The organism is Streptomyces sp. NEAU-W12 (assembly GCF_026242095.1).
Classification (GTDB): Bacteria; Actinomycetota; Actinomycetes; order Streptomycetales; family Streptomycetaceae; genus Streptomyces.
The window spans coordinates 394129-414281 of sequence record NZ_JAPJDM010000001.1 but is presented as its reverse complement, the minus strand read 5'-3'; the positions used below and the strand labels follow the sequence as shown (position 1 = coordinate 414281).

Sequence of the window (20153 nt, the reverse complement as noted above, 5' to 3'; positions counted from 1 at the left end):
CCCGACGCACCTGCCCCGGAGCTTCCATCCCGGGACTTCCGCCCCGACGCGTCCGCCCCAGGTCTTCCGCCCCGATGCGTCCGTCCCAGGGCTTTCGTCCCGGCTCCGACCGGCGGCGGAGCACCGCCGTCATCCCGACGCACCTGCCCCGGAGCTTCCGCCCCAGGTCTTCCGCCCTGACGCGCCTGCCCCGAAGTTTCCGTCCCGGGCGCAACCGTGCGGGGCTCCACCATGCTGGGCGCGGGCGGCGGCTTCACGCCCGTCGGTGCCTGCCTCACGCCCGTCGCGCACCCCTCATGTCCGTCGCGCACCCCTCCCGCACTTTCGCCATGTCCACGTACAACCCTCCCCGCCCCTCGCCGGTCTCCTTGTCGGTGATCGCCGGGTGATCACCCCGTGACCGCCCGGTGAACCCGTGCCCCCATCCAGTGACGAGCACGGATGCATCACCGCATCGGCACGGGGCGCCGCAGCCGGCGGCCGTCCCGCACAGGGCAGGAGACCCATGCGCAAGAAGCTCAGCATCACCCTGGCGGCCGCCACCGCGGCCGCGCTCACCGGCGGCCTGCTCGTGGCCACGGCCGGACCCGCGGCCGCCGCCCCGGGCCTCGACAGCGACTTCAACGGCGACGGCTACCGGGACGTCGCCGTCACCGCCCCCCTCGCCTCCGTCAACGGCAAGTCCAAGGCCGGCGTCGTCACCGTCCTGTACGGCTCCCCGGGTGGCGCGGGCGCCAAGAGGATCCAGACCCTCAGCCAGAACAGCGCCGGCGTCCCGGGCGCCGCCGAGACGGGCGACCAGTTCGGCTCCCACACCGCACCCGGCGACTACAACGGCGACGGCTACGCCGACCTGGCCGTGGGCGCGCCGGGCGAGGACGCCGGCTCGGACACCGACGGCGGCACCGTGGCCATCCTGTGGGGCGGCTCCGGCGGCCTGTCCGGCGGCACCACGGTCTCCGACCCGGCCCGCTCCACCCACGACTGGTTCGGCCAGGTGGTCGCGGCCGGCGACTACAACGGCGACGGCCGCGACGACCTCGCGATCGCGTCCGACATCAACAAGGTCGACATCTACCGCGGCGGCTTCACCAAGTCGGGTTCCACCGGAGGCCGTTACGGCGTCACGACCCCCATCCTCAAGGTGAAGGGCCTGGACGTCTTCAACCTCACCCCGGGTGACATCGACGCCGACGGCCGTACCGACCTGGTCGTGGACGGCTACGAGGGCGACAGCGACGACGAGTACTCGTACAACGCCAACTACTGGCTGCCCGGCTCCTCCTCCGGTGTGACGACGTCGGGTGCGCAGAAGCTGCCCGCCGGGATCATCTCCGACATCGGCGACGTGGACGGCGACGGCCGCGGCGACATCGTCATCGGCAACCAGTGGGACAGCGGCAGCAACAGCGCGGGCACGTCCAAGGGCGGAGCCGTCGAGATCCTCTACGGGACGTCGTCCGGCCCCGACGGCGCCGCCGAGACCATCGACCAGAACACGGCCGGCGTGCCCGGCAGCAACGAGACCGGAGACAGCTTCGGCTACGAGGTCTCCCTCGGCGACATCAACGGCGACGGCCACGACGACCTCGTCGTCGGTGCGCCGGGCGAGGACCTGGACGGGGTCAAGGACGCCGGCATGGTCTCCGTGATCTACGGCTGGACCGGCGGCCTGCGCGAGACCGGCTCCCAGGCCCTGGACCAGAACACCCCGGGCGTCCCCGGCGGCGGCGAGGAGAACGACGGCTTCGGCGGCGAGGTCCTCCTCTCCGACGTCACCGGCGACGGAAAGGCCGACCTCACGGTCGGAACCCCCTGGGAGAACACGGGCAACGGCTACGCCGTCGTCTTCAACTCCGACGGCGCGAAGATCGACCCCGCCGGACGCGGCATCGGTCTGACCCCCGCCGGCATCTCCTCGGCCGGCACCCCGCTGTTCGGCTTCCACGTCAACGGCTGACGCCGCCCACCGGCCGGCCCCGCCCCACCAGCCCCGCACCGCCGGCCGGCCGGCCGGTCCCACCAGCCCGTCGGCCCGCCCACCCCGGGAGGCCTTCGTGCGCAGACAGACCGCCGCCCTGGCCGCCACCCTCCTGGCGGCCGGCCTCACCCCCGTCCTCCTCGCCGCCCCCGCCTCCGCCTCCGCCGCCGTCGCCAAGCACCACGACGACTTCAACGGCGACGGCCACCGCGACCTCGCCTACGGCGGCAACGACGACGTCGGCCGCGAGGGCGGCACCGTCACCGTGCTCTACGGCGCCTCGGGCGGCCTCGACACCACCCGCCCCCAGCTGATCCACCAGGACAGCGCGGGCGTCCCCGGGGCCGGCGAGGAGGACGACCGGTTCGGCGAGACGCTGGCGAGCGCCGACCTCGACAAGGACGGTTACGCGGACCTCGCGGTCGGCGTGCCGCACGAGGCCGTCGGCGACCGGGCCTACCAGGGTGGCGTGCACTTCTTCCGCGGCGGCTCGGGCGGCCTCAGCGGCTCCCGCTCCTCCTGGATCGCCCAGACGGTGCTGGGCCCGGCCGAAGCCGACAGCTTCTTCGGGCACTCCGTACGCCTGCGCGACCTGAACGCCGACGGCCGCGCCGACCTCGGCGTGGGCGCGCAGTGGCGCGGCATCCTGCTGCACGGCACGGGCACCACCCCGACGTCGCAGGACGCCGTCACGCTGCCGGAGTTCAGTGGCGGTTTCCTCGGCTGACACCGGCTCCGGCTCCGGTTCCGGCTCCGTCCTCTTCCGGCTCCGGCTCCGTCCTCCGCAGGACCGGACCGCCTCGAAGCCCTACGCAGGACGGACAGCCGGGCTGACGGCCCCTTAGGGGATGTCACAGCTCAGCCGCAAAGCCGGGCCCGGAACCCCGGGCCCGGCGCGCGGCTCGCCGGGACCAGGTACGTTCGACGACGTGGCTGGATTCAGAATCGGACGCGGCCGGGACAACAACGGCGCTCCTCACGCGCGACCGCACAACCCTCCGTACGGACAGCAGACGCCGCCGGGGCCGTCCTACGGCTCCCCGCAGGCGCCTCAGCCGTACCCTCCCCAGCAGCCGCCCTACGGCAGAGGCGGCAGCGGCGGCGGCAACGGTGGGGGCAACGGGGGCGGCTGGCCGCAGATGAACCGCGGCCCGGCCGGACCGGGCGGCGGCTACGGCGGCCCGCACGGCCCCGGGCGCGGCGGCGGACACGGCGGCGGTCACGACGAGCCCGAATACTTCGGCGACGGCGGCGCGTACCCTCCCGGCGCCCACGCCCCGCACTCCCCCCACGCCCCGCACGACCCCTACGCGGCGAACAACCCGGGCCACACCCAGGCCTTCCAGATCAACGACGACCACTACCCCGGCGACGCGGCCCCCCTGCCGGGTCCGGTGGGGCCCCGGCTGCGCTGGAAGGACCTGCTCAAGGGCGTCGTCACCGCCCCCGACCGGACCTTCCTGCAGATGCGTGACTACACGGTGTGGGGCCCCGCCCTCATCGTGACCTTCCTCTACGGCCTGCTCGCGGTCTTCGGCTTCGACGGCGCCCGCGAGGAGGCGATCAACGCCACCATCACCAACGCCATACCCATCGTCCTGATGACGGCCGTGGCGATGGTGGTCAGCTTCCTCATCCTGGGCGTGGTCACCCATTCCCTGGCCCGCCAGCTCGGCGGCAACGGGAACTGGCAGCCCACGGTCGGCCTGTCCATGCTGATCGCGTCCCTCACGGACGCCCCGCGCCTGATCCTGGCGATGTTCGCGAGCGGCGACGCCACGTTCGTCCAGATCATCGGCTGGGCCACCTGGGTCGCGGGCGGCGCGCTCCTCACCCTGATGGTCAGCCGCTCCCACGACCTCCCCTGGCCGAAGGCCCTGGGCGCCTCGGCGATCCAGCTCCTGGCCCTGCTGTCCCTGATCAAGCTGGGCACGCTGTAGCGCGGCGAGCAGCACACGAGGAAGGGGGCTCCCGGCGGGGTGCCCCCTTCCTCTCCCTCTTCGCCCGCTCTACGCGTCGAGAACCTGCCCGGCCCGCCCGACGACGGGCGGCTGCGCGGACCACGGAAAGTCGATCCACTCGTCGGTCCGCTTCCAGACGTACTCGCACTTCACCAGCGACTGCGTCTTCTCGTACACGACGGCGCTGCGCACCTCGGCGACGGCTTCGAGGCAGAAGTCGCGGACGAGCCTGAGCGTCTTGCCGGTGTCGGCGACGTCGTCGGCGATCAGCACCTTCTTGTCGGTGAAGTCGACGACGTCGGGCACGGGCGCCAGCATGACCGGCATCTCCAGCGTCGTCCCCACGCCGGTGTAGAACTCGACGTTCACGAGATGGAGGTTCTTGCAGTCGAGGGCGTAGGCGAGCCCGCCGGCGACGAAGACACCGCCACGGGCGATGCTCAGCACGACGTCGGGCCGGTACCCGTCGTCGGCGACGGCCTGCGCGAGCTCACGCACGGCGACACCGAACTGCTCGTACGTGAGCTTCTCCCGCACGCCGCTCGCGTCACCCGCGCCGCTCACACCTGGGTCCGGTGGAAGTTGAGGAAGGACCGCGAGGCGGTGGGCCCCCGCTGCCCCTGGTACCGGGACCCGTACCGCTCGCTGCCGTACGGGAACTCGGCGGGCGAGCTGAGCCGGAACAGACACAGCTGGCCGATCTTCATACCGGGCCAGAGCTTGATGGGGAGCGTGGCGAGGTTCGACAGTTCGAGGGTCACGTGACCGGAGAAGCCGGGGTCGATGAACCCGGCGGTCGAGTGCGTGACCAGCCCGAGCCGCCCCAGCGAACTCTTCCCTTCGAGCCGCGAGGCGAGATCGTCGGGGAGCGAGATGACCTCGTACGTGCTGGCCAGCACGAACTCACCGGGGTGCAGGATGAACGGCTCGTCCCCCTCCGGCTCGACGAGCCGGGTCAGATCGGCCTGCTCGACGGAGGGGTCGATGTGCGGGTACCGGTGGTTCTCGAACACCCGGAAGAAGCGGTCGAGGCGCACGTCGACACTGGACGGCTGCACCATGGATTCGTCGTAGGGATCGATCCGTACCCGCCCGGCGTCGATCTCGGCCCGGATGTCCTTGTCTGAGAGAAGCACTCCCCGAGGATACGCAAGACGCGCAGGCCGGCCACCATCCCGCCGCCCCACGCGCCCATGCCCCAGGTGTGCTGCCCCGGCCCGCCGACCGGTCTCACGACCGGCGGGCCGGACCCGGCCCTGCCGCTCTACCGCTTCTCGAAGACCACCGGTACGACGCTGCGAAGCCGCGCACAGCGCGGACAACGCAGCAACCGACCGGGGCCGAGTCGCTCGGCCTGCCGCATCGGGAACGAGGTGGCGGTGAACACGTGCCCATCGGCACAGCGGACGACGGTGCGCTGCATCAAGTCCGAGAGTCCCTTCCCCAAGAACCGCATCTGGCTTCCTGCCCTGACGACAAAAGCCACGTTACGGGATCAAAGAGACGGCCTCGCAGGCGGCACTCCACACCCGGCCACCCCCCGCCCGGGGCCCCCACCGTACGCCCCAACTTCAGCCCTCCGCACCCGCTTCCACCCCTGAGACATCATCAGGCCCCCGGGTACGGGAAACACCGGGGACCTGGCATGGGGTACAGTGGGCGGGCATCCGGACACCGGCCGAGGTCGGCGTTCTGGATCACAAGCGGGTGTAGTTTAATGGTAGAACATCAGCTTCCCAAGCTGAGAGCGCGAGTTCGATTCTCGTCACCCGCTCCATGCGAAACCCCCAGGTCATCGACCCGGGGGTTTTGTCGTCCAGACCGGTGGGCGGGTGCCGCACCATCGGCTCGTCGATGGTGCGGGCGGGCAGTGCCCGCCCGCAGGAGATGCGTGCGGGTCGGCACCGGACCAGGGAAGGCGGCGCCCTGTCACGGGTTCGGCGGTTCTGCTTGGAGACGGCGCTGTCCACGTCGTCCGCCGTCGTAGCCGTCCGGTGCATGTAGGCGAACCGTGTTCTCAGCGACCGTCCCCACCCTGCCACACAACATCCGTGCGTGTCAGAGCCGCACGAGCTGCCCGAGCACCGTCACTTCCCGAGCGAAGAGCGCGAGTTCGGCTCTCGTCGCATCAGAGCGGGAGATCGTCGGGGAGTACCCGGAACGCCTTGTGGTGGCCCAAGGGGCGTACGGCCCGGAAGTCACGTCGGTCGAGGGTGAGGATCGCGTCCGTGTCGTAGTCGGCGGCGAGCGCCACGTTGACCGCGTCGGCGAGGTCGAGGTCGAGCGCGCGGTGGCGGACGCGGACGGACTGGGCGGCGCCCAGGTGGTCCTCCGTGATCTCCGGCATGACGACACGCCCCCGGTTCATCCAGCGCCGGAGGTCGTCGACCGCGCCGAGGGCGGCCTCCCTGCCGAGCTCGCGCGTGGCGACGTGATCCAGTTCGGCCAGCAGCAGCGGGGACATGACCAGGAGGCCGGCCGCCATGATCGCCTCGTTCGCCGCCCGGTGTTCCGGGTGAGCCGAGTCCAGGGCCGCCAGGAGGCCGGACGTGCCGGCGATGACAATGATCACGCGACGGTTCCGGAATCCGAGTCGGTCTCACGGCGGACAGCGTCGGCGACCGCGTCACGGACCTCCGACCTGGAGGATGTGCGCCCCGTCCCCTCAAAGGTGCGCGAGAACAGCGGCTCGTCCCAGACCCTGTTCGCCATGGCCGCGAGGTGGATGCCCTGGCGGATGATCTCGGCCTCACTCATCCCCCGACGCTTCGCGGCCTCCTTGATGATCGCCAGGTCTTCGGGGTCGGCGTAGACGTTCGTGCGCTTCATGGACATGTACCAAGAATAGTCCATGTACCAGATTGACACACGCAGGTGCCTTGTCCTTCGGTTCATCGGATGCCGCAATCGCAGGGGGGCAGAACTGGCCGCGCCCGTCATGGGTGTGAGGCATTGAGCTACGGCACCGCACCGTGCTCGCCGCCTCTTGCACCGAACCACTTCTCGTGGAGGTCGAAGTCCGTAGGGGTGATCCCACATTCTGTGATCTCCCGAGCCGAGGCGAGGGCCCGGCAGCCATGTGCGACCGCATCTGTCGCGCTCAGCCGCTCTACGCATCCCCGGGCCCGCACACCGGTCGGAATCTCACAGCTGGTGTTGGACGGAAGCCGAATCCGACGTGGTGCTGAGACGTGCAGGTCGCGCCTGTCCCCCGGTCGCGTTGAACGCCGACGCTCGAAGGCCAAGTGGCCGCGCCGGGAACAGCCGGTGCGTCCGGCGCGGTTGCACCGACCGAGGGGCCGGCGCCAGACGGCGGGAGCACTGAGGCCGCAAGGTCATCCGCCCCACCAGGATCCGGGCTCCAGGATCGCGGCACGCCCGCCGCGTACTCGGACCAGGACTTATATCCGCAGGAGGACTGTTTCATGACTGACCGACCCTTGACGCTCATGGCAGTACACGCCCACCCCGACGACGAGGCCACCGGAACCGGAGGTGTTCTAGCGCGGTACGCGGCGGAAGGCATCCGCACGGTTCTCGTGACGTGTACCGACGGTGGTTGCGGTGACGGGCCGGGGGGTGTCAAGCCGGGCGATCCCGGGCACGACCCGGCGGCGGTCGCCTTGATGCGTCGTCAAGAACTCAAAGCGAGCTGTGACGTCCTGAAGGTCAGTGATCTGGAGATGCTGGACTATGCCGACTCCGGGATGACGGGCTGGCCGAGCAACGACGCCCCCGGATCCTTCTGGCAGACCCCCGTGGAGGAAGGCGCGGCCCGACTCGCGGAACTCATGCGGCACTACCGACCTGATGTGGTCGTCACCTACGACGAGAACGGCTTCTACGGCCACCCCGACCACATCCAAGCCCACCGCATCACGATGGCGGCGCTGGAGATGACCGCGCTGACACCGAAGGTGTACTGGACCACGATGCCCCGCTCGGGGATGCAGCAGTTCGGCGAGATCATGCGCGAGTTTCATCCGGACATGCCGGAGCCGGACCCTGCCGAGGCCGCCGCGATGGCCGAGATCGGCCTCCCCGACGATGAGGTCACCACGTGGGTGGACACCACCGCGTTCAGCGGTCGGAAGTTCGACGCGTTGGCCGCGCACGCCAGTCAGGGCGAGAACATCTTCTTCCTCAAGATGGGAAAGGAGAGGTTCGGCGAGTTGATGGGCACGGAGACCTTCGTACGTGTCCAGGACGCCACCGGCGCGGCCCTGCCCGAGAATGATCTCTTCGCCGGACTGCGCTGATCCACCCGTAGGACCGGCCGGGAAAGCGCATCGACCGCACGGCGCAATCGAGCGGGTCGCTTACAGCGCTTCGGCGGTGCTCCCTCGAAGGACTTCCCGCGCCTTCGAGTCGGCGGCGTGCCCATGGCGTGCCCGTACGACGGGTCGACCACGGTCAACAGCGGTGCGATCCTGCGCCAGCAGGGGTCACGCTGGAAGCAAACGGCCAGGCCGGAAGTGTCCGGCTACGCAAGCCCCGTCGCTTCCCAAGCTGAGAGCGCGAGTTCGATTCTCGTCACCCGCTCCAAGCGGAACCCCAGGTCAGCGCCCTGGGGTTTCTTTTCGTCTGGTCCAGTTCGGCGGCGGTGTGCCCTGAGTCGCATGGTTGCGCCACTTGTGACGCCGACCTGCTGCAGCTTCTGCCCCTCCTGCTCGGTCGGCCGACGGACCCTCACCGGTAATGCCATACCCGCCCCTGCCCCACGCCGTCCTGACATCCAGCACAACGGCGGTCCGGCAAAGGTTCCCGGTCACAGCGCAAGGAGCGCAGCAAGCCCCGTCGGGGCAGGGTGACCGAATGGGTCCCCTGTCCCGACGGAGCTCGGTCGGTCGGGCGGCGGGTCACCGGCGCCTGGCAGAGGCCGGTGCCGTGTGCGGCGCTTCCCGGCTCAGCCGAAGTTCACGTCGCTGCACCACATGTAGGCCTGGTCGAGGTGCGAGGCCTGCCAGATCACGAACAGGACGTGGTGTCCGGTGTAGCCGGAGGTCTGGACGGGGAACGTGATGTCCTGCGCCGGGGCGAAACGGCCGGTCTGCGTGATGAAGTCGAGGTTGCCCCAGCCCAGGGTCTGGGTCTTGGGGTTGAAGCCCTGCTTGCTGACGTAGACCTTGAAGTAGTCGGCACCGTGGGACGCCTGGTCGTACAGGTGGACCGAGAAGTTGTTGCCGACGGTGGTGGTCTTCCACTGCCCGGGCGTGTTCAGGCTGGCGTTCCTCGAGAGGTTGTTGCTACAGAGCGTCCCGTCGGGGGTCCGCGCCTGGAACTGGCCACCGAGGCCGTCGCGGAGCGCACTCATCCAGTTCCACATGGTGTCGGGATTGGTCTGGAAAGCCTGCCAACACATGGGGTCTTCGGTCCGCATGGCCGGGTTCGTGTGGTTGCTGCCCCACGTCTTCCAGCACTGATACGCGCGGGAGGCGGGGCCGACGATGGTGCCGTGAGCCTGGGCGGGGGCCGACCAGGTCAGTGCGCCGGCGACTACGGCGAACAGCATGACGAGCACCTGGAGAGGCCGGCGGAGGGGCGACCGCGAACGCCCGGTCAACGAACTCTGTTTGCGCATGTGGGGGGAACTCCTTCCAGTTGCAAGCTGTAGTGGGAGCGCTCCCAACGGTAGGCCCGCTGAGTGAAATGTCAATGGAGCAAACGGAGTTGATCACAGGGATGGTCGGCGAGAAGGCAATCTGCCGTGAGCCGGGAGTCAGGACCGTTCCCGGACCGGAACACGAGGATGCGGCCTGGACCGATCTGCGGAGCGACGTCAGGACAGACGTCGGCTGGCGATTCCTGCCACGGCGGCACCGGTGACATGACTGACCGAAGAAGCCCAACCATCACTCCGGAGGGACATCGGCTCACCATGTCGCCGCGTCACTTCGCGGTCTTGCGGATCCGGAGCAGCAGGGAAGACTGCCTTCACGACCGGGTCCGCCCGGTCCCCGTCAGCACCACGCCAAGCAGGTCGGCCCACCGTCACTCCACCGAGACGAGGTCTCATGAACCGAAACCGAGCCGCCGTCGGCGCGGTCGCCGTGGCCCTTTTCACCACCGGCCTCGCCGTCGGCCCGGCAGCCGCAGCCACCGCCACCGAGGCGAAGGCCCGCGTCGGAGCCGACTGGGCAACTCAGTCGATCCTCTTCACCGCCGCCGCAGGGCAGGCCAACAACCTCAACATATTCTCCATGTACACCAGCGACGGGATCCGGCGGATCGGCTTCAGCGACGTGGTCCCGCTCGAACCGGGCGACCACTGTGCGTACTCCAGAGCCGAGGACACCACCTCCGTCGTCTGCGAACTGCCCGCCGACAGCCCTCGGCCCGACAGGATCGACGTCTTACTCGGCGACGGCAACGACAAGATCGCCGCCTTCACCCCCGGGATCGGCACCGTCAGCGGCGGCCCCGGCGACGACGAACTGCACGCCCATACCGCCCGCGCGGTGCTGGGCGGCGCGGGGAACGACATGGTCATGGGACCCGCCGCCCTGCACGGCGGCGACGGCACGGACCACCTGATGGGCGACAGCGGCAACCAGCAGATGTGGGGCGGCCGGGGCGATGACATGATCGAGGGCTACGGCGGTGACGACACCGTGCACGCCGGCCCCGGCGACGACCACGCCATGGGCGGGGACGGCCGTGACCTCGTCCTCGGCGGCCCCGGCAACGACACACTGGACGGCGAAGGCGGTGACGACATCGTCTGCGGTGGCACCGGAAAGGACGTCCTCGAAGGCGGACCCGGCCGCAACATCGTTCTCCCGTAAGTGCGCCTCCATGCCCCGAAGGTCCTGTCCCGCCGCGCGAAACAGCGCCGCGGGCGCCGAGCCACCGCCGTCGGCGACCCGCCACCCGAGCCGCGTCGACCGCGAACGCCGCAGACGGCAGGTCGCCGCGCGACGGTCCTGAATGTCGCGCTGCCCGAGGGGGGCACCACCCTCGGGTTCTCCACCGGCAGCCTCCAGTGGATCACCCTCGGCATCGGGTGCACGGGTCCGTCCAGCCAGATCCCCCTTGACGGCACTCCTGCGGAGACTGTCACTGGCAGTGCCGCCTTCAGCCTCAGCCGCGCACGCCGCGTTGAGCATCGGGCCGCAAGACCGGTCGACCACTCAGCGGCGGTGCCATCCGGCGCCGCCGAGCGCCGAGTACGGCTTTCGGACTTACCCCACTCACTGTGCGCACAGCGCGTTGGAGTGTCCGGCATTCCTGGCGGGCCGTCCTCGGATGGCTCGTGTTCACGGTGCCGTGTCTGGGGATCGGCAGCGCCGTCGGTACACACAGCGCGATGACGGCCGACCACCGCGTGGGCGAGGCCGGTCGGGCGGAGGCGATGGCCGCCGACGGGCACCCGGAGCGCAGGTCCACCGCGGCCGGGGCAAAGGGCTGCGCTGGAACTGTGTGCTCACCCGAAGTCTCCGCCGGCCAGGCATCCGACCGAGCCCGGCGCCGTCGACCTCGTGGTGGCCGTGGAAGCCGAGCATGTGGGCCCAGGCCCGCAGGCGGAGGTCTGCCAGTTCCGGCCGTGCGCCAAGGGTCCAGGCGGTGCGGATCAGGCGGCGGGCGTGGTCGGTGGTGCGGGCGTGGGCCGGCTCGGCGAGGAAGCGGATCGGTCGGTCGGTCGGTCGGTCCAGGGGGCCGGTCGTCGTCTCGGCGCCCTTGGTGGCGTACTCGGCGATTCAGGCGGCCACGGCACGCTCGGTCGGTTCCTGGCCGCCGTCGAAGTCGGCGGAGCGGACCGGGCGGACGTCGAGTTGCCGACCGAAGGCGAAGGTGTGGGCCCGGCCGTCGATTCTCGGGCCGTCCACGCGGGAAGCGACGGCGGGGCGGCGGCGCGGATGGCGTCGGTCGGCAGCTCGGCCGTGGCCCAGGGCGGGGACGGGGTGTCGCCGCCTTCCGGGCCGTCGAGGCGGATGACCGCGGGGAAGTGGACGGCAGAAGGCGCGGCAGTACGAGACTTCCGGTTCGCGCTGCATCCAGATTCTTCCGGCGGGAGTCCCCGTGGTCGCGTTGTCGGACCGTCCAGTTGGTTTCCGCTGCGCTCTTCGAGATGCATGACGAATGGAGCGCCTCACCTCTCCGCCCCCCGAAGACTATATGGGTGATATCTACCGCAAACTCTCTTTTAGTTCCTCCGTGCCACCCAACGCACCGAAATGCAACCGCCAGTTGATTCCCAACACCATGACGAGGGACACTATCCGGCAGATGCGTGTTCCCGACCGAGTGGCACTCGCTTCAGCATCCTCCCGTGCACGTAACCGGAGGCTATTTACCCAGAGATTACTGGGCAGTTGACCTCAGAGTTTCGTGGTAGCGTCATTGTCCGGAGGGACAGTGCAACCTGAAAGGGAAATCGTGAACACGGAGAAGATCGCCGCACGCCGCCTCTCACTGGAAGAGGTGACGAAGCTCGGCGTAAAGGACAGGATCTTCGTCTCCGCCGACACGGCAGAACTCAAGCTTCCCGACTGCTACGCCCCTGCTTTCCTGACCAAGCCCGGCGAGAATTTCGAGGGCGGCTCGGTCACGGCGAGAACCGTATTCCAAGAAGAGGTGTCCTGCCTTCCCGACGACGAGAATGAAGCCGGGATTTACTTGGCCGACGAGAACGGCTCGGTGACCATCGAGGTCCTCCAGTCCGCCGGTGTCGTGCTGGACCTGGCACTTTTCGTCCCGAATGGGGACAGGGGGGCCCTCACGGCCCTTTACGCTGCGGCCCGGCAGGCGTTCGGCGCCGACATCGTGCAGATCTGGCGCCAGGGCCTCAAGGAGGTTCCCGACGTGAAGGTCGACATCTTCGAGGAGCAGATTCCCCGGGGGCGCAAGGGGAGCGACAGCCCCAAGCGGGACCGTCGCGCGATCGACACCTACCCCACCCGTGCGGACTTCATCGAGTTCTCCGCAGGGTGGAAGCCGGTCGTTACGATTCACAGGCCGGTTGTCGACGACACCCCGACCATCTGAGGAGGCGTTACCTCTCGGTTTCGACCGAGAGGTAACGCCGAGAACGCAGCGCCGCACCCGGTCGGCCCCTGAGCGGCTCGGGGAGCCGTCGGAAAACAACTCACGGACGCCGAAGCGTCGTTCCAGCGGAGCTTGCGCAGGAGCCGCCGGCCTTTCAGGGTTGCCATGGCGCGTTCGCCGAGGCTGCGGGTCTTGGCGTGGTCCCGGTTGCGCCGCCGGCGCCGGCCGCGCGGATTCCTGCCCCGGAACGGGACGCGGACGGCGGGACTCGCACCCTGGTACGCCTTGTCCGCCCGGCACTTGAGGCCGTCGGCGGCCAAAGTGGCCGGGATGTCGTGGGTCCGGGCCGCGGTCAGGTCGGAGGGCTCCCGGCAGCGCGTCCGATGCCCGGATCAGGCGTCCGGCCGGGTCGGCGAGCACCCGCACGTCCATGCCGTGGCGCTTCTTCCTGCCCGAGCAGTACGGGCGGTCGGTGGCGATGCGGTCGATCAGCAGCAGCGTGCCGTCGAGGGCGACGTACGCCTTGCTGCGGACCGTGTCCATGGCCTGCTCCAGTGTCGGAGCGAGCGGGGCCAGGAGGTCGGCGGCCTCACGTATGTAGCGGCAGACCGTCGCGATTGCGATGCGGAAACCCGCCGCGGGGCGGGCACAGGTGTCACCGCAGCGCAGGTGCGCGGGGACGAGCAGGGCCTGCCGGCCGCCGGCAGTGCGGGAGCGTGATCGCGTCGGTGGAACTCACGCCCCCGTGGCGGGAGCAGTGACAGGCGGCAGGAAGCGTCGGCCGAGCCGTGGACAGTACGCCGGCTCCAACGGGATCGGGCCCGCCGCACAGTGTCCGGGAGGCGTGTCATGACTGCCGAGATGGGGCCCCGGCGTGGACGCACGAGCAGATCACGGCGGAGCAGTACGAGTCCTGGTCCGAGGAGCAGTGCGCCGGCATCGAGATCGTGGACGGAATGGTCGTCGTGAGCCCCAGCGCCTCCAAGCGGCACAATCGGCCGGCCCGGATCCTGGCGAACGTCCTGGACGCCGCAGCCGGCCCCGGCTGGAACGCCGACACGGACTTCGCCGTCCGGCTGCAGGACGTCCCGCCGACCAGTCGCCGCCCCGACGTCATCGTCCACCGTGCGGACACGATCGACGTCACGCCCACCCGGCCCGAGCACGTACTGCTCGTGGCCGAGGTGGTGTCGCCGGGCCCGGAGACCACCGACCGGATCGTGGAGGTGGACCAGCACGCCAAGGCCGGGATCGGCTTCTACTGGCGGATCGAGCAGGCTGCGACGGGTACACCGCTGGTGTATACGCACCTGCTCGACCCCGCGACGAGGACGTACCGCGAAGGGGACGTGTTCGTCGGCGTCCTGAAGATCACCGCCCCCTTCGCGGCGGAGATCGACCTCGGCCAGATCCGAACCGGTCGCAGGGCAGGCAGAGGGGCTGCTCGGTCTGCGGCGGTGCGCCCGGCGGACTCCCGCGTTTCGTCTGCGGATCATGTGCGGGAGCGCCCAGGACTCCTCGGGCGAGCAGGACACGGAGACGCAGAGCCACGCGGGACACATCCATGCCTTTGGTCGGACCACTTCGCAATGCCGTGCCCACCGCGTGCCCACCGCGTGCCCTTCAGAGCGGACACCCACGGTCGACAGGAGCACGTGCCGAAGCGGCGCGTCATCGTCGTCGAGCGCGTACTTGCAGGCCAGCGCCAGGGCGGCCGTCCCAGCGTCATCGCTTCCCAAGCGGGGAGCGCGAGTTCGACCCCCGTCACCCGCTCCACGTAAACCCCCAGGTCACAGGCTCGGGGGTTCTTTGTTGCGCCGTGATCAGTTGCCGTCTGCCACAAGCACGCCAGATCCGCACCACGACGGCAGCTTCGGCCGAGATCACCGCCGAGTCCAGCAAGAAGCACCGGCACCACGCGGTCAAGCCTGCCGGAGACCCTCCGCGGCTTCGGCCGGCTGGTGCACTCCGGCCGCAATCAACCGTGCCGTGCTCAGCGGCGACCCGAGATCCCGGCTCGGGCGTTTGCACCACTCCTCCTGCACGCTCTGGAGTCACACGGTGATGGTGGGTTCCCTGAAAGAGGCGGGACCAGGCCGCATCGTGGCCATGCGCGGCCGCGGGGCGGCCACGGGCGGAGGCGAGCGCGATGACACCGCAGACTGGACGCATGGGCCGTAACGACGCCTTGCGCGCGGCAAGGCTGGGAGTGGGTCGGCGAACCGTCGAACAGGCCGCCGCCCGGCTCACCGAACACGGGCAACAGTTGCTGGACGAGCCGAGGGGCCCCGTCCCCCCTCGACCAGCTCCCACGCGTGGGCGAACAACTCGGGCACGGTACGGGTGGGAAGAGGGAGTGGGTTCTCCAGCCGGCCGTTGTACGAGCGTTCCACCCCCAGCAGTTCCGCCTTCCACGCCTCCATGGGCTGGTAGGGCTTCCCGGCGTGGATCCACTCGCCCGGCAGGAAGATCCGGCGGCCCGTCCTCGCGCGCCTGTCCTCGACGACCAGACCGCGCTCGACCAGCACGGCGGCGGCCTTCTGGTGCCGGTCGGCCTTCCAGCCGTTCCACACACGGATGTTGCGGTCGCCCGGCGCGTACAGGGTCAGCAGTTGCAGGTAGAGCGCTGCCGCGTCCTCGTCGATGCCGAGCCCGCAGGCCGCCCGTGCCAGCACGTCGGGCGTGGAGACCGCCGGATTCGTCTCGTACGACCCCGGAGGCAGCGAAGAGTCCTCGAGCCGCTCGACGATGCGCGCGCAGGCCGGTCCACGCAGCCACTCGACCCTCTCGATCCCGGGATCGTGACGGGGGTCCGCCCGGGCCGCCGACAACGTCCGGGAGCGTTCGTCGTCGCCGTAGAACGCCGGGCGGAAGTACAGCCGGGGCTGGGACCGGTCGCCCCTGCGGTCGACGACGCCGTCCACGACCACGGTCAGTCCGTCGTCGACGCTCGCGACCTCCAGCGGTTCCGGGCCGACGTAGGGACGCGAGCCGAACCTGTCGTGCACATCGGCGACCCGGCGTCCCACCGTGTGGCTGAGAATGCCGGCGTTCAGCAGCAGGCCCGGATGGTCCACCCGCTCCCGCAGCGCCCGTAGGAGGGCGGGTGCTCCGGCGCGGACCGGGTCACCGGCGGGAAGCTCCGCGTAGACCCGGAAGAGGTTCGACACGGCGACGTGCAAGATGTCCTTGAAATCGTTGAGGTCCCAGCCCCCGGCAGTCAGGAAGGGGCCGGATTCGCTGTTCCGGATCCAGGGGTCGAGGTGGGAACCGAGACCGCGTACCGAAGCGTGGTCGGTGAACGCCGCGCAGAAGCGGCCCGCCGACAGCGGGAACGGGTGCAGCTCGATGGCCGCGTTGAAGGTGCGCTCCGGGACCACGGTCCGGCGGCCGTACCGATCCCGCCACGCATGCGCGACCCGCTCCGCCACCACGCGCATGCCCTGCGGCTCCCACAGCTCGGCGGGGTCCTCGGGCAGTACGTCCGCCAGCAGTTCGAGGCGGTCCAGCGAGCCCATCCGGCAGGGCTCGTGGACGCCGTCCTCGATCTCGGCCACCTTGAGCCGGTGGATCCTCCGCTCCCTGTCGTCGAGGTACGGCAGATGCCCTCCGGCAAGCATCCCCGCCAGAGCGAAGGACGCCGCCGCACGGCCCATCCCCGTTCCGTCCCTCAGCACGGCCACCGCGTCGAGGTCCCACGGCACCGGGCCGCGCTCCCGGACGAGGCCCACCAGCCGGCGCACCTGCTCGGCATCACCCCATCCCCCACGCGGGACGTCGGTCACCTCCTCGATCACCCCCAGGCTCGGCGGATCCGACTCCCCCGCCCGCAGGTCGACGAACTTCCGCAGCCCTTCGGTGGGCCGGCCGACCACGACAGCCGCCCCCCGCTCGTCCCGGACCACCACGGGGCCGCCCTCGGTCACCCGTACGAGGCCAGTGCGCATCCGGGCCCGCGGATCGGCGAAGGGACCGTCCGCCCAGATCTCCAGCAGCGCGAGCAACCGCCGGCGCCGCTCGTCGCGGGTGGGCTCCACCACGGCACGCAACGCCACGGCACCGATACGCCCGATGAACCGTGACCAGGACCCCTCCCCCGCTGTTCCCGGCCCCTCGTCCGGCCCGGACGGCTCTCCCGTCCCGGCGAGACAGCGCCCCGTCCGCTCGACAGCGGCCAGCGCCCCCTTGCCGCTCCAGTACCCCAGGCCGTCCACGAGCCCGCCCAGCGCGGCCGCCAGGCCGTGATCGTCGAGGGCCGCCGTCCCGGCCCGTGCCGTCAGCAGCCCACTCCCGGTCATCCCGTCTCCCCGTACCGCACTCGAACGCTCCATGAGGCGATCATGACGTACCGGTCCGACAGCGGACGCGGCGCCTGACGGACCGTCATGTCCGCCCGTACTCACCTCACGGCGGCGCACTGCGGTCCACCCGGCGGCGTAGTGCGGTCCACCCCCGGGCCACCTGGCAGAGACACATTTCACCCCAGGGCCCATGCAGCCGCGAAGGCGTCCCTGGGCTCGGCATACGCGTCAGCAGGGTCAGGCACAGAGCCGTTCGTGCGCACGCTCCGTCGGCCCTCGTCCGAAGCCGTGCCCACGGCGTGCCCGTAAGAGCGGACAGTCACGGTCAACAGCAGTACAACGGAGCTCACCACCACGTCGGTACATTGCGTCCGAGCAGGTCAGCAGGGCCCTTGACCGCCCAGCCCAGGACGGCTCCCCTCGGCGCCCGCACCACAAGGTCGTGTGCGGTGGTCGCCGAGCGGCGGGCCCGGGCGGAGGGGCGTTCACCGGCGGCCCCGCAGATGGCGCGCGACGAGGGTGCCCGCGCTGAGGAGGGTGACCACGCCGCAGGTCAGGTGCACCCAGGTGTCCGCTTCGGCGTAGGTCGCCGCCGTGTTGACGACCCCGCTGACCACGATCAGGATCCAGAGCAGCGTACGGATGACCTCCCCGCCGGTGACGGCGGGCGACGGTGCTTCGTGCGTGCCGTCGGCGGGGGTGGTGAGGCGGCAAGGGTCGGTGGTCGCCATGGGGTTTCTCCCGTGGTGCTGAGCGGTGGGTCCGGGGTTCCGGCTGATGTCACAGACGCTAGGGATCAGCACCCCTCCCGGCCGATCCCGCAACCCGCCCGGTTCGGGGTGCAGCAGGCTGTACCCCGCTCCTCGGCCGACGGCCAACTGGTTTGCGCCATAAAATCGTTCGCGAGGCGGGGAGTACGTTCGTGGGACAGGGCGGAAGGGAGGGGGACGGATGGCGGTCCAGCAGGACGCCACGGCCGGTGACCGGCGGGACGCCACGGCCGGTGACCGGCGGGTGAGTCCGAAGGAAGCCGTCGTACGGACCACGCGTGCGGCCGGTGCCGCGATCGCGCAGCTCGTCTCCGGGCTCGGTACGGCCTTCCTGGCGCTGCTCGTGCTGCTCTTGCTGGCCGTCACCGCCGTGACCAGCCTGGTCGGGGTGGGACTGCTCATGGCGCCCGCGGTCCTGAGCGCGCTGCACGCCCTGGCCGACCGGGAGCGCGACCGGCTCGGCCGCCGGGGTCCCGAGGTCATCGCCCCAAAACCTCCGCCGACGCGGCTGCGGCTCGCCCTCGTCGACCCCACCACCCGACGGGAGCTGCGCTGGCTGGCCCGGCACGCCACCCTGGGGTTCCTCCTGGGGCTCCTCGGCGTCCTCCTGCCGATCACCGCCGTGCGCGACAGCCTCTTTCCGCTGTACTGGAAGCTCCTGCCCGAGAACACGACCGCCACCTCCGTGGGGCTCGGCAACGCGCACTCCTGGCCGGACACGCTCGCCGTGGCCATGCTGGGCGTGGGCTGGACCGCCATCATCCTGGGGCTCGGCCCCGGCATGGCCCGTGCGCAGGACCGCCCCGGACGCCTGCTCCTGGCGGCCGGGCCGGAAACGGATCTGTCGCTCCGCATCGCCGAACTCACCGCCACCCGTGCCGCCGCCCTGGACGCCCACGCCACCGAACTGCGGCGCATCGAGCGCTCCCTGCACGACGGCACCCAGAACCGGATCGTCTCCGTCACCGTCCTGCTCGGCGCCGCCCGCCGCATGGTGGCCCGCGACCCGGCGGGCGCCGACGAGCTCCTCGAACGCGCCCAGTCCGCCGCCGAGCAGGCCCTCGCGGAACTGCGCACGGTCTCCCGGAGCATCCTGCCCCCGGTGCTGGACGACCGCGGGCTGGCCGGCGCGCTCTCGGGGCTCGCCGCGAACTGCGCGGTGCCCTGCCGGATCGACGTGGAGGTGCCCGGGCGCTGTGCCGCCTCCGTCGAGGCGACCGCCTACTTCGTCGTGGCCGAGGCCCTGACCAACGTCGCCAAGCACAGCGGCGCCGCATGCGCCACCGTCACCGCGCACAGCCGCGGCGGACGTCTCCACCTGTGCGTCGAGGACGACGGCCGGGGCGGCGCGGACCAGGACGGCGGTTCCGGACTCGCCGGCATCCGCCGCCGGATCGCGGCGTACGACGGCACCTTCTCCCTGGCCAGCCCGCCGGGCGGCCCGACAACCCTGAAGGTGGATCTTCCCTGTGGATCGTGACATGCGGAGCGTGACGTGCGGATCGTGATTGCCGAGGACGACCCCTTGCTGCGCGAGGGCCTCGCCCTGCTGCTGCGCGCCGAGGCGCTCGACGTGGTGGCCACCGCGGGCACCCCCGGCGAGGCGCTGGACGCCATCGACGGGCACGGACCGGACGTCGCCATCTTCGACGTGCGGATGCCGCCGACCCACACCGACGAGGGGATCGTCGCGGCGGTCGAGGCCCGGCGCAGGCGTCCCGGCCTGGCCGTCCTCGTGCTGTCCGCGTACGTCGAGCAGTCCTTCGCCACCGAGCTGCTCACCGGCGGTGTGAGCGGCCTCGGCTATCTGCTCAAGGAACGCGTCGGCCGGGTGGAGGAGTTCCTGGACGCGCTGCGGCGTGTGGCGGACGGCGGCACCGCCATCGACCCCGAGGTCGTCGCCCAGCTCTTCACCCGCTCCCACCAGGACACCCGCCTCGACCGACTCAGCCCCCGCGAGCGGGAGGTACTCGCCCTGATGGCCGAAGGGCTCGGCAACACCGCCATCGCGGAACGGCTCGTCGTCACCGAGGGCGCCGTCCACAAGCACATCCGCAACATCTTCGCCAAGCTCGACCTGGCGCCGACGGACCGGGTGGACCGGCGGGTCGCCGCGGTCCTGCGGTATCTGGAGGATCCACGGCGACCGGCCTGA

The 20153-nt window shown here is 70.7% G+C and carries 15 protein-coding genes, 1 tRNA gene and 3 pseudogenes; 10 read left to right on the top strand and 9 right to left on the bottom strand.

Annotation, left to right across the window (positions count from 1 at the left end; all coding sequences use genetic code 11):
• Positions 1–505 precede the first annotated feature (505 nt).
• The 3 genes from ORI94_RS01855 (at position 506) to ORI94_RS01845 (ending at position 3921) form a co-directional block, all read left to right on the top strand.
• On the top strand, positions 506–1960 hold the full coding sequence (locus ORI94_RS01855; protein WP_266071889.1) for an FG-GAP-like repeat-containing protein: 1455 nt from the start codon (positions 506–508) through the stop codon (positions 1958–1960).
• A gap of 97 nt (positions 1961–2057) precedes the next feature.
• Positions 2058–2708, top strand: a complete 651-nt coding sequence (locus ORI94_RS01850) for an FG-GAP repeat protein (RefSeq protein WP_266071888.1) — start codon at positions 2058–2060, stop codon at positions 2706–2708.
• A 121-nt stretch (positions 2709–2829) separates the two neighbouring features.
• On the top strand, positions 2830–3921 hold the full coding sequence (locus ORI94_RS01845) for a Yip1 family protein (RefSeq protein ID WP_266071887.1): 1092 nt from the start codon (positions 2830–2832) through the stop codon (positions 3919–3921).
• Positions 3922–3990: 69 nt separating this feature from the next.
• Here ORI94_RS01845 and ORI94_RS01840 read toward each other — a convergent pair whose 3' ends face one another.
• Both ORI94_RS01840 and dcd read right to left on the bottom strand, forming a co-directional pair.
• Positions 3991–4479: a phosphoribosyltransferase gene (locus tag ORI94_RS01840; protein ID WP_266071975.1), complete on the bottom strand. Its 489-nt coding sequence runs from the start codon at positions 4477–4479 to the stop codon at positions 3991–3993.
• Positions 4480–4502: 23 nt separating this feature from the next.
• Complete coding sequence (dcd, locus tag ORI94_RS01835; RefSeq protein ID WP_037702868.1) at positions 4503–5078, bottom strand: dCTP deaminase; 576 nt, start codon at positions 5076–5078, stop codon at positions 4503–4505.
• 567 nt (positions 5079–5645) lie between these two features.
• On the opposite strand from dcd, the gene ORI94_RS01830 reads away from it, so the two are divergent.
• A tRNA-Gly gene (locus tag ORI94_RS01830) sits at positions 5646–5719 on the top strand.
• Between the two features lie 351 nt (positions 5720–6070).
• On the opposite strand, the gene ORI94_RS01825 is transcribed toward ORI94_RS01830, so the two are convergent.
• Both ORI94_RS01825 and ORI94_RS01820 read right to left on the bottom strand, forming a co-directional pair.
• Complete coding sequence (locus ORI94_RS01825) at positions 6071–6514, bottom strand: PIN domain-containing protein (protein WP_266071886.1); 444 nt, start codon at positions 6512–6514, stop codon at positions 6071–6073.
• Complete coding sequence (locus ORI94_RS01820; protein WP_266071885.1) at positions 6511–6777, bottom strand: CopG family transcriptional regulator; 267 nt, start codon at positions 6775–6777, stop codon at positions 6511–6513. Before ORI94_RS01820 ends, ORI94_RS01825 begins: the two co-directional genes overlap by 4 nt.
• A 590-nt stretch (positions 6778–7367) precedes the next feature.
• On the opposite strand from ORI94_RS01820, the gene ORI94_RS01815 reads away from it, so the two are divergent.
• Complete coding sequence (locus ORI94_RS01815; RefSeq protein WP_266071884.1) at positions 7368–8201, top strand: PIG-L family deacetylase; 834 nt, start codon at positions 7368–7370, stop codon at positions 8199–8201.
• 647 nt (positions 8202–8848) lie between these two features.
• Here the strand turns inward: ORI94_RS01815 and ORI94_RS01810 are convergent.
• Positions 8849–9454: a lytic polysaccharide monooxygenase auxiliary activity family 9 protein gene (locus ORI94_RS01810; protein WP_266071883.1), complete on the bottom strand. Its 606-nt coding sequence runs from the start codon at positions 9452–9454 to the stop codon at positions 8849–8851.
• Between the two features lie 502 nt (positions 9455–9956).
• On the opposite strand from ORI94_RS01810, the gene ORI94_RS01805 reads away from it, so the two are divergent.
• The gene (locus tag ORI94_RS01805; RefSeq protein WP_266071882.1) at positions 9957–10727 is read left to right on the top strand and encodes a calcium-binding protein; all 771 of its coding nucleotides are present in this window, start codon (positions 9957–9959) and stop codon (positions 10725–10727) included.
• Positions 10728–11198: 471 nt separating this feature from the next.
• On the opposite strand, the pseudogene ORI94_RS01800 reads toward ORI94_RS01805, so the two are convergent.
• A pseudogene (locus ORI94_RS01800) lies at positions 11199–11896 on the bottom strand (replication initiator); the annotation flags it as partial.
• Between the two features lie 422 nt (positions 11897–12318).
• On the opposite strand from ORI94_RS01800, the gene ORI94_RS01795 reads away from it, so the two are divergent.
• Positions 12319–12927, top strand: a complete 609-nt coding sequence (locus ORI94_RS01795; RefSeq protein ID WP_266071881.1) for a hypothetical protein — start codon at positions 12319–12321, stop codon at positions 12925–12927.
• A gap of 125 nt (positions 12928–13052) precedes the next feature.
• Here ORI94_RS01795 and ORI94_RS01790 read toward each other — a convergent pair.
• Positions 13053–13638 (bottom strand): annotated as a pseudogene (locus tag ORI94_RS01790) (transposase family protein); the annotation flags it as partial.
• A gap of 138 nt (positions 13639–13776) precedes the next feature.
• Between ORI94_RS01790 and ORI94_RS01785 the strand changes: the two are divergent.
• Positions 13777–14339 (top strand): annotated as a pseudogene (locus tag ORI94_RS01785) (Uma2 family endonuclease); the annotation flags it as partial.
• Positions 14340–15173: 834 nt separating this feature from the next.
• Here ORI94_RS01785 and ORI94_RS01780 read toward each other — a convergent pair.
• Both ORI94_RS01780 and ORI94_RS01775 read right to left on the bottom strand, forming a co-directional pair.
• Positions 15174–17258 (bottom strand): hypothetical protein, encoded by a 2085-nt coding sequence (locus ORI94_RS01780; RefSeq protein ID WP_266071880.1) that lies wholly within the window; start codon positions 17256–17258, stop codon positions 15174–15176.
• A gap of 455 nt (positions 17259–17713) precedes the next feature.
• Positions 17714–17959, bottom strand: a complete 246-nt coding sequence (locus ORI94_RS01775; RefSeq protein WP_266071879.1) for a hypothetical protein — start codon at positions 17957–17959, stop codon at positions 17714–17716.
• A gap of 220 nt (positions 17960–18179) precedes the next feature.
• On the opposite strand from ORI94_RS01775, the gene ORI94_RS01770 reads away from it, so the two are divergent.
• Both ORI94_RS01770 and ORI94_RS01765 read left to right on the top strand, forming a co-directional pair.
• Positions 18180–19478 carry a sensor histidine kinase gene (locus tag ORI94_RS01770; protein WP_266071878.1) on the top strand — a complete coding sequence of 433 codons (1299 nt, stop codon included), beginning with the start codon at positions 18180–18182 and terminating at the stop codon, positions 19476–19478.
• A 15-nt stretch (positions 19479–19493) separates the two neighbouring features.
• Entirely contained in the window at positions 19494–20153 is a 660-nt protein-coding gene (locus tag ORI94_RS01765; protein ID WP_266071877.1) for a response regulator transcription factor, read from the top strand.